The sequence below is a fragment of the Streptomyces sp. NPDC002698 genome (assembly GCF_042888945.1).
GTDB lineage: Bacteria > Actinomycetota > Actinomycetes > Streptomycetales > Streptomycetaceae > Streptomyces.
The window spans coordinates 36,662-46,337 of record NZ_JBIAQM010000048.1 but is presented as its reverse complement, the minus strand read 5'-3'; the positions used below and the strand labels follow the sequence as shown (position 1 = coordinate 46,337).

General features: G+C 71.4%; 6 protein-coding genes. 5 read left to right on the top strand and 1 reads right to left on the bottom strand.

All coding sequences use genetic code 11. The annotated features are described in order from the left end of the window. Window positions 1-163: 163 nt before the first annotated feature. A complete protein-coding gene (locus ACFYW9_RS37175) occupies window positions 164-3,373 on the bottom strand; it encodes an alpha-L-rhamnosidase (protein WP_389159501.1) in 3,210 nt (1,069 codons plus the stop codon). 589 nt (window positions 3,374-3,962) lie between these two features. Between ACFYW9_RS37175 and ACFYW9_RS37170 the strand changes: the two genes are divergently transcribed. The 5 genes from ACFYW9_RS37170 to ACFYW9_RS37150 all read left to right on the top strand — a co-directional run bounded on the left by ACFYW9_RS37170 (window position 3,963) and on the right by ACFYW9_RS37150 (window position 9,081). Then, window positions 3,963-6,092 carry a glucose PTS transporter subunit IIA gene (locus tag ACFYW9_RS37170; protein ID WP_389159500.1) on the top strand — a complete coding sequence of 710 codons (2,130 nt, stop codon included), beginning with the start codon at window positions 3,963-3,965 and terminating at the stop codon, window positions 6,090-6,092. A 111-nt stretch (window positions 6,093-6,203) separates the two neighbouring features. Beyond that, window positions 6,204-7,073 (top strand): PRD domain-containing protein, encoded by an 870-nt coding sequence (locus tag ACFYW9_RS37165; RefSeq protein ID WP_389159499.1) that lies wholly within the window; start codon window positions 6,204-6,206, stop codon window positions 7,071-7,073. A 316-nt stretch (window positions 7,074-7,389) separates the two neighbouring features. After that, the gene (locus tag ACFYW9_RS37160) at window positions 7,390-8,181 is read left to right on the top strand and encodes a hypothetical protein (RefSeq protein WP_389159498.1); all 792 of its coding nucleotides are present in this window, start codon (window positions 7,390-7,392) and stop codon (window positions 8,179-8,181) included. Beyond that, window positions 8,174-8,560, top strand: a complete 387-nt coding sequence (locus ACFYW9_RS37155; RefSeq protein ID WP_351869248.1) for a GntR family transcriptional regulator — start codon at window positions 8,174-8,176, stop codon at window positions 8,558-8,560. Before ACFYW9_RS37160 ends, ACFYW9_RS37155 begins: the two co-directional genes overlap by 8 nt. A gap of 194 nt (window positions 8,561-8,754) precedes the next feature. Continuing rightward, window positions 8,755-9,081: a nucleoside triphosphate pyrophosphohydrolase gene (locus ACFYW9_RS37150; RefSeq protein ID WP_389159497.1), complete on the top strand. Its 327-nt coding sequence runs from the start codon at window positions 8,755-8,757 to the stop codon at window positions 9,079-9,081. Window positions 9,082-9,676: the final 595 nt, after the last annotated feature.

The window sequence follows — 9,676 nt, the reverse complement described above, 5'->3', positions numbered from 1 at the left end:
CGTCCAGTACGCAGGTCCGGGGCCGGCACGCCGAGAGCACGTACCTGACGCCGCCGGGCCGCCCTTCGGGCGACGACGCGAATTGTCAGACAGGCTTTAGGGGCGAACGGGCGACGCGTCCGCCGTGGCCACCTGATCCCTTCGGTCCCCTGGGGGATACCGGTCAGGTGGTGAACCGGTGGCCGCCGGAGCCGACGCGGTACACCGCGCAGCCGTCCTCCGTGCGCAGGAAGGCCGCGCCGGTGTGAGAGACCGCGTCCGGGCCGGTCGCGGGGACCCACACCTCGGCCGTGGTGTTGGCGGGCACGGAGCAGGTGAGGTCGAAGCCGTCGGAGCGCTGCCGCCACCGGGTGGAGACCGGGCCGTACAGGGAGGCGAACGTGGCCCGCGCGGAGGTGACGCCGCCGCCCGGCCGGGGGCGGACGACGGTCTCCCGGTAGCCGGGCCGGCCCGGGGAGATGCCGGCGATGTTGGCGTACATCCACTCACCCACCGAGCCGTAGGCGTAGTGGTTGAAGGAGTTCATGTCCGGGGTCTGGAAGCTGCCGTCGGGCCGGACGGAGTCCCAGCGTTCCCACATCGTGGTGGAGCCCTTGTCGATCTGGTAGCCCCAGCTCGGGAAGGAGCGCTGTTGGAGCAGCCGGTAGGCGACATCGGTGTGCCCGGTGTCCGTGAGGACGGGCAGCAGCCGGGGCGTGCCGAGGAAGCCCGTCGACAGATGCCAGTCCTTCGCGCGGATCAGGTCGACGAGCCGGCCGGCCGCCGGTGTGCGCAGGGCGTCCGGCAGCAGGTTCATCGACAGGGAGAGAACGTACGCCGTCTGCGTGTCGCCCTTCACCTTCCCGTCGGCGCCGACATAGGCGTGCCGGAACGCCTCGCGGACGCGCTCGAAGAGACCGGCCCAGGGCGCGGCGTCCTCGCCGAGCGCCGTGGCCATCCGGGCCGCGAGGTCGGCGCTGTGCGCGAAGTACGCGGTGGCGACGACGTCCTTGGGCGTCTCGTCCGAGACGTTCAGCCAGTCGCCGTATCCGTCCGCGGGCCGCAGCAGGCCGGCGCTGTGGCGCTCCAGGTAGGCCAGCCACGCCTGGACGGACGGCCAGGCGTCGGCCAGGACCTGCCGGTCCCCGTAGGCCTCGTACAGCGACCAGGGGACGGTGACCCCCGCGTCGCCCCAGCCCGCGACTCCGTTGCCGACCGTTCCGACCATGGGCGCCACGTCCGTGAACGCGCCCTCGGCGGTCTGGCCGTCGCGCAGGTCCACGAGCCACTTGGCCAGGAAGCGCGCCGACTCCATGGTGTAGGCGGCCGTGGGGGCGAAGACGTTGATGTCACCGGTCCAGCCCAGCCGCTCGTCGCGGGCGGGCGTGTCCGTGGGTACGGAGAGGAAGTTGCCCCGCTGGCCCCAAGTGATGTTGCTGTGCAGCTGGTTGAGCATCGGGACGTCGGTCTCGAAGTCGAGGGTGAAGGGTGCCGACGTGTGCATGACGCGGCCGGTCACGGCCGCGGCGGAGGGAGTGCCGGGGAACCCGGTGACCTCGACATAGCGGAACCCGTGGAAGGTGAAGCGCGGTTCGTACGTCTCCTCGCCGCCCCCCTTGAGGGTGTAGGTGTCGGTCGCCGCCGCCGAGCGCAGATTCGCGGTGTAGAGGGTGCCGTCCGGGTTGAGGACCTCGGCGTGACGCATCCGCACGGTCGTCCCGGCCTCGCCCGAGACGCGCAGCCGGACCGAGCCGACCATGTTCTGGCCCAGGTCGAAGACGTGGACGCCCGGGGCCGGTTCGGTCACCTTCTCGGCCGGCCGTTCACCGGCCACGCGCACCGGGCCGTCGAGCTGCGCGACGATCCGGCGGGGCGCGCCGTCACCCGCGGCACGGACGGCGAGCCAGGTCCGGTCGTCGAAACCGGGTGAGGTCCAGCCGTCGGTCTCCTCGCGCGCGTCGTACGTCTCACCGCTCAGCAGGTCGGCCGCGACGATCGGTCCGGCCGCGGCCCGCCAGCCGGTGCCCGACGTGACGCGCTCACTCGTCCCGTCCGCGTACTCGATCTCCAACTGCGCCAGCAGCGCGGGGCGTTCACCGTACTGGTGGGGTCCGAACATGCCGACGTTCCCGGCGTACCAGCCCGGTGCCACGAAGGCGCCGAGGGCATTGGCCCCGGGCCGCAGGAGGGAGGTGACGTCGTAGGTCTGGTACTGGACGCGTTCGCGGTAGTCGGTCCAGCCGGGGGCGAGCTGGTCGCGGCCCACCCGGCGGCCGTTGAGGTGGGCCTCGTACAGGCCGAGCGCCGTGGCGTACAGGCGCGCGCGGGCCACCCGCCTGCCGGGCAGCGTGAACTCGTGGCGCAGCTGGTTCGCGGCGAAGCGCGCCGGGACGACCCTGCCCCAGGGGCCCGCGCCCCACGCGGCGGCCACCCGGGCCGCGGGCCAGCCGCTGTCGTCGAAGCCGTCGCCGCGCCAGTCGTCGGAGGGCTTCGCGTCCGTGGTCCTCCAGGACGCGTCGGTGACGGTCCGCCGCTCGCCGGAGGCGGTGCTCACGGCGAGAACGGCGACCAGACCGGCGGGCCCCACCGTCGCGTTGGCAGCCTCGACCGCGAGGACGTTCCGTCCTGGACGCAGCCGTCCGAGGACGTCGACGACGGCCGGGCGGCGCCAGTCCTCGTGCTCGGTCGCCAGGTCGGTGCGGGCCACCTCGGTACCGTTGACCGAGAGCGAGAAAACGTTGTCAGCGCTGATGGCGATCCGCGCGGCCGTGACGTCGTCGGGGAGTTCGACGACCCGCCGGAACCACCGGGTGGCCGCGGGAGCGCTGCTCGCCGGATCCCCCTCGGGGAACCAGATCCAGGCGCCGCCTTCGAGGGAGGGCGCGTCCGTGAGGGCGGGGGGAGCCGAGACCCACTCCGCCGACCAGGGCGTGTCCATGAGACCGGTCTCCCACCAGGACGGCGCGCTCCAGCCGGAGGCCGCGCCGTCGGTGTCCCAGACCCGCACGGACCAGAAGTAGCGGGTGCGCGGGGCGAGCCGGGGACCGGCGTACGGGACGAGGACGGACTGCCCGGACATCACCTTCCCGCTGTCCCAGACATCGGGACGGGACAGACCCGACGCGCTGGAGGCGACCCGGATCCGGTACGCGCCCTGCCGCGTCCCCGGCTCGTCCGAGACCATCGGCCAGCTCAGCCGGGGGTGCTGTGTGTCGAGTCCCAAGGGGTGCTGGACGTACTCGACGGTCGGTGCGGTGATACGCGGAGCCCCGCGCCGTGCGCGCGAGCCGGCCGGCGCGGACTCCGCCGCGGCCGGTCCCGCTCCGGCGGCCGTCGCGGCGACGACTCCCGCCGCACCCGCCGCGCTCGCCAGGATGTTCCTCCTGCTGATCAACTGCGACCCCTCACCTAGGAGTTGTGAATCGATTCACCGCGGTGAAGGTAGGGGTGGGGGAGGCGGAGGTCAACAAGTGCGGCGGTATTTTCCGGAAATCGGCCATGCTTATCCGTGTCATCAAGCGAATCGACCGGTTCGCGTGCTCGAACATTGAACGGTTTCAATTGATCGGAGGGGTGGCTGCCGCCGGCGTGCGGCCGACCGGAGGGGGCGCGCCCCCGCGGCGGCCGGCGGCCGCCGGCCTGCTGCTCGCCCGCGTGCGCGCGGGCGCCGCTCCCGGGCCGGGCGCCGCGCCGGAAGGTCGCGGAATGCTCCGGCGCCGCCCGGTGCCGAGTGCCCACCGCGTGGTCGTGTGGTGGTGGTCACGAACGCCGTCGGAACCTCGCCGCGCTGCTATAGTCATTTCCGATCGATCTCGATCGCAGGATTGTTACTCCCTACGGACGCCCCCGGCGTCCGGCCTGAGGGAGGCAAGGCCTGGGTGGCGCCTCGTGCGCGGCCCGGGCCTTTTTTGTTGCCACGGTCCGGGCGTGAGAGATCGCGGACCGATGCAGGATCGCGACAACCAGGGATGCAGTGAAGCAGCATGAACACACCAACATCCGAAATGCTGGCGGAGAAGATCCTCCGCGGCGTCGGCGGGCCCGAGAACATCGAGAGCCTCACGCACTGCGCGACGCGGCTGCGCTTCCAGCTGCATGACGGCAGCAAGGCCGACCAGGCCGCGCTCGACGCCCTCGACGGTGTCATGGGCACCGTGCCGCAGTCCGGCGACCGCTTCCAGATCGTGATCGGCGGAGCCGTCGCGGGCGTCTACTCCGACATCATGAACCTGCCGTCGATGAGCGGCGGCGGCACGCCCCGCCCGCAGTCCGACGCCGAGGTCAAGGCCGAGATCCGCGCCAAGGGCCGCGGCCGCTTCGCCTGGCTCGACAACTTCTTCGAGTACCTCTCGGACTCGTTCCGCCCGCTCCTGGGCGTGCTGCTCGGCGCCTCGCTGATCATCGCGATCGCCTCCATGCTCGACGCCTTCGGCGTCGTCGACTTCCGGGCCGCGGACAAGTCCGCGACCTGGGTCTTCGTCGACTCGATGTGGCGCTCGGTGCTGTACTTCCTGCCGATCATGGTCGCCTACAACGCGGCCAAGAAGCTGAAGATCGACCCGTGGGTGGGTGCCACCGTGATGGCCGCGGTGATGACCCCGAACTTCACGGGCATGATCGGGTCCAAGACCCCCGGCGTCACCACCACGACCAACGCGACCCTGGGCACCTCGGAGTCCGTGGCGCACGTCTTCGGGCTGCCGATGCAGCTCAACGACTACGGCGGCCAGGTGTTCGTGCCGCTGCTGATGGTCGCCCTGCTCGCCCTGGTCTACAAGGGCCTGAAGCGCGTCTTCCCCGAGAACGTGCAGATGGTCTTCGTACCGTTCTTCAGCATGCTGATCATGATCCCGATGACCGCCTTCCTCATCGGTCCCATGGGGATCTGGGCCGGCAACGGCCTCGGCACGGGTCTGTCCTGGCTGAACGGCAACGCCCCGATCGTCTTCGCGATCGTCATCCCGCTGCTGTACCCCTTCCTGGTGCCGCTGGGGCTGCACTGGCCGCTGAACGCGCTCATGCTCGTGAACATCAACACCCTCGGGTACGACTTCATCCAGGGCCCCATGGGCGCGTGGAACTTCGCCTGCTTCGGCGCGACCGCCGGTGTCCTGCTGCTGTCGGTCCGCCACCGTGAGAAGGACATGCGCCAGACCGCCACCGGCGCCCTGGCCGCGGGTCTGCTCGGCGGTATCTCCGAGCCGTCGCTCTACGGCATCCACCTGCGCTTCAAGAGGATCTACCCGCGCATGCTCGTCGGGTGCCTCGTGGGCGGCCTGATCGTGGGCATCCTGGGCGGCGTGGACACCAAGGCCTTCGCCTTCACCTCCCTGCTGACCATCCCGGTCTTCGACCCGATGATCAAGTACATCATCGCGATCTCGGCGGCCTTCTTCACCTCGATGGCGCTCGTGTACTTCTCCGACTACCGCACCAAGGAGGAGCGCGCCCAGGTCAACGGCGAGCGCGACGCGGCCGAGGCCGCCGCCAAGGCGGAGGCCGCCGCCAAGGGCGAGGCCGCCGCCTCCGCCCGGACCGTCCCCGCCCAGACCGTGCCGGCCGAAGAGCGCGAGCTCGTCGCCGTCGGCGCCGCGCCCGCCGCCACCGGTGGTCCGGCTTCCGCGGGCTCCGCCGGGGCCGGCGTTCCCGCCGCCCGCAAGGGCCTCGAACTCGCGGCACCCGTCGCGGGCCGTGTGATCGGCCTCGGCGAGGTCGAGGACCCGGTCTTCGCCTCCCGCGCGCTCGGCGAGGGCGTGGGCATCGAACCGGCCGACGGCCACGTCGTCGCCCCGGCCGACGGCGAGCTGATCACCGTCGCCGAGACAGGCCACGCCTTCGGCATCCGCACCACCGACGGCACCGAGGTCCTCGTCCACATCGGCATCGACACGGTGAAGATGAACGGGAAGGGCTTCGACGTACGCGTCGAGGCGGGCCGGAAGGTCTCCACCGGCGACCTGCTCGCCGAGGTCGACCTCGGCGCCGTGCGCGCCGCGGGGTATTCGACCGTCACTCTGATGACCGTCCTCAACACCGCGGACATGGCCTCGGTCGAGCCGCACACGGGGCAGGACGTCACCGCGGGCGCCCCTGTGGTGACCGTGCGGCGGTGATCTTCCGCCACTGATCCGGTACGGCGCGTGCACGCTCCCCGAGAGGGGACGCGTGCACGCGCCGCGTCGGTTCGGGAGAGGATGGAAAACGGACGGAAAGGAGGGCCGACGGTGAAGGCTCTGCGTGTCCTGAACAACAACGTGGTCCTCGCCAGCGACGAGAAGGACCAGCCGGTCATCCTCACCGGGCGCGGCATCGGCTTCAGCTCCCACCAGGGCAAACCCGTCGACCCCGCGCTGATCGAGCGTGTCTTCGTCCCGGCCGACGACCGCGACTCCGGCCCCGCCGCCGATCCCCACCATCTGGCCGAGGCCCTCGCCCTCATCAGCGAGGAGGTCCTGGAGGCCGTCGTGACCGCCCTCGGCGATGTCGGCATCGAGGGGCGCGAGTCCACCCGCCCCACGCTCGCCATCGCCGTCGCCGACCACATCGCCGGCGCGCTGGACCGGGCCGCGCAGGGCATCGTCATCGAGTACCCGCTGCGCGCCGAGGTGCAGACCCTGTACGCCACCGAGTACGCGCAAGCGCAGCTCCTGCTCCAGGCCATCAACGAGCACGTGAGCCCGCGCCTGGAGGCCTCCGAGGCGACCCCGCTCGCGTTGCACCTGGTCAACGCGGGCTTCGTCTCGGGCGATCTGTCCTTCACGTACACGATGACCGGGGTCATCCAGCAGATGCTCGCCGTCATACGGGAGCGGTACGGGATCGACGTCTCCCACGAGGCCATGAACGTGGCGCGGTTCATCACCCACGTGCGCTACCTCTTCGTACGGATCCAGCAGCACCGGCAGCTCACGGGCCACGAGTCCACGATCGGGAAGGGCATCCGCCAGTACTACCCCGAGGCGACCCGCACCGCGCAGCAGCTGGCGACGATCGTCGAGCTGCGTCTGGGACGGCGTCTGAGCGAGGACGAGGTCTCCTACCTGGCGCTCCACGTGGCCCGCATGACGATGGAGGCCGACGCCACCGCCGCGTGAGGCCGTAAGGCGGAGCGGACGTGCGGTCCCGCGCACCTCTGCCGCCCGGAGGAGCCCGACGCCCTCGGCGCCGCCCGCGCGGTCCCGTCGCCGATCCGGTGCCGATCCGGTGCCTCGGCCGGTCGAGGAGCGCGGCTCCGTGGCGCGGCGTGCGCGCTCGACCGGCGGCGCACGCCCGTGCCGGGTCTCCTGCGCGCGGGTCTTCCCCCGGCCTGCCGCTCTCCGCCTCATCTTGTATCGCATGTTTGACACAAGATTCCTTCTGCGGCATCTTGTACTCGCCGCTTGGTACAAGATGATCCGAGGAGATCTCTCCATGCTCGACGCCGCCCCGCTCCAGAGCCGCTTCCTCGATCACGCGGACCACTACGCCCGCTGGTCCGGCCTGGCCATCGGCATCATCGCCGCACAGGGGGTGTCCACAGTGGGGCAGGTCGAGTTCGAGCAGCGCGTCGTGTTCTGCATCACGGCCTTCGGCCTGTGCGCGGTGGCGGGCGTCCTTCTCGCCGACGCGCTGACCCTGGTCCCCCAGGACGCGGTACGCACCGCGAGTCTCGCCCCGCGCCTGGTCAGAGACCATGTGCCACCGCGCATGGGCCCCCTGATCGCCCTTCAGGGGCTCTCGCTCACCGTGCTGCTGGCGATCGCGGCCGTCACGGCCTCCGTGGACTCCGACCGCCTCTTCACCACGGGGAAGGTCGTCGCCGTCACGTGCAACGGGATGCGGACGTCCCTGGGCCCCTGGCCCGGCCTGTACTACAGCCTTCCGATCTTCGGCGCACTCGCCATAGCCACTCCCACCTGCGTGTGGGCCCTGCGCCGCATCGCCCACGGACCGGGCATGGAGCAGCAGCGTCGTGACCGCGCGTGGGCGGTGACCGGGGCCTGGGGCCTGCTGGTGTCGAGCCAGCAGCTGTACGCCGTGCTGATGCTCTCCGTCTCGCTGACGGAGACGGGCTGCGCCGGTGCGATGGGCGCGCTCACCTTCTGGGTGTTCTACCCGCTGGCCCTGCTGAACCTGTTCACCGTCGTCTGGTCCCTGGTCACCTTGGTGGCACCCCGGGCCGTCAACGACCACGCGGCGGAGGAGTCACCCGACCATGCATGAGCCCGTCGTCCGCGTCGACACCACCAGTCAGGTGCCGCCGTACGCGCAGATCCGCGCCCAGCTCGGCGCGCTGATCCTCACCGGACGGCTGGCCGAGGGCGACCGGCTGCCGACCGTGCGCCAGCTGGCCACGGACCTCGGCCTCGCGCCGGGCACCGTGGCCCGCGCCTACCGCGAGCTGGAGGCCGCCGAGCTGATCCGCACCCGCCGCGGGGCGGGCTCCCGGGTCGCGGCACCCCCGGCCGGCCCGGCCCGCCCCGACGCCTCCCAACTCGCTACCCTCGCCCGCGACTTCATCTCCTCCGCCCGCGCGCTGGGAGCCGACACCGAGGCCATCCTGGCCGCAGTCCACGACGCCTTGGGGCCGGACCGTCCCTAGGGCCTGTCTGACAATTCCCGTCTGCCCGGCGACGCCATGCACGCCCTCTCGCCGCACCGGCCCCAGACCCGAGTACGTCCAAGGCTCAGGGGCCATGATCTTGCCGAGGGATCCCGAGGCGATCGATCAGGTCGTGACAGCGAGAGGAGAGGCATGTGGCAACCGTTCCCCGGCGACAGACGCCAGAAGCGGACATGAATCCCGGTGACATGCGGGGCAAGCTGGTGCGGGACCGGATTCCGGAGATCATTCGCGCGGACGGGGGCGATCCGGTCACCTACGTCGCGAGTCCGGCGGAGTACCGCAGCCGACTGCGGGACAAGCTCGGAGAGGAAGTCGTCGAGTTCCTCGAGGCGGATGAGGACTCGGCGCTCGAGGAACTCGCGGATGTACTGGAGGTCGTACGCGCACTCGCCGTGGAGCTGGGGTCCGACGCGGAACGGCTGGAGCGGATCCGCGCCGCCAAAGCCCGTGAGCGGGGCGGCTTCGCGGAGCGAATCGTCTGGACGGGCAACCGATGACCGCAAGCCGCTTCGGCGGACGGTCGTGGTCTCCGAGACGGTGACCCGGGACGACGCCGGCCGTCGCCATGCAGCCACAGAGACGGATGAGGTGAGGGCCGGGACGGCTCGCGCCCACCACGGGCGGCGCAACGGGCCTTTCACGCACTACCGTTGGGGGCACGTGTCTTTCGTGCCTCGAGAGGGGTTGGCGTCATGGCAGTCTCCAGGCCTCGCAGCGTCCTGATCGTCGTGGCGGGCGTCGTGCTGCTGTTGGTGGGTGTGGGCGTGGGGTGGTGGGCCTGGGGAGGCGGTGCCGGGGAACGCGACAGTCGCGGGACGACATTCGGTACGGTCCTCGCGGTAGCAGGGCTGCTGCTCACGCTGGTGGGATGGTTCATCCCCGCCTCGGGCAGGAACCCGGTCGAAGGGATCTCGCAGCGGGCAACCCGTGGCTCGGTCCAGGCCGGGGGGAACGTTTCCGGCGCGGTCGCCACGGGACGGGGTGCCGGCGCCACCGCCGTTTCCCCTCCGCCCCCGGCTCACACGGGGGACGGGAATCCTCCGAGGGGCAGCGTCGAGCAACGGGCCGGATCGGGTGCCGTTCAGGCCGCCG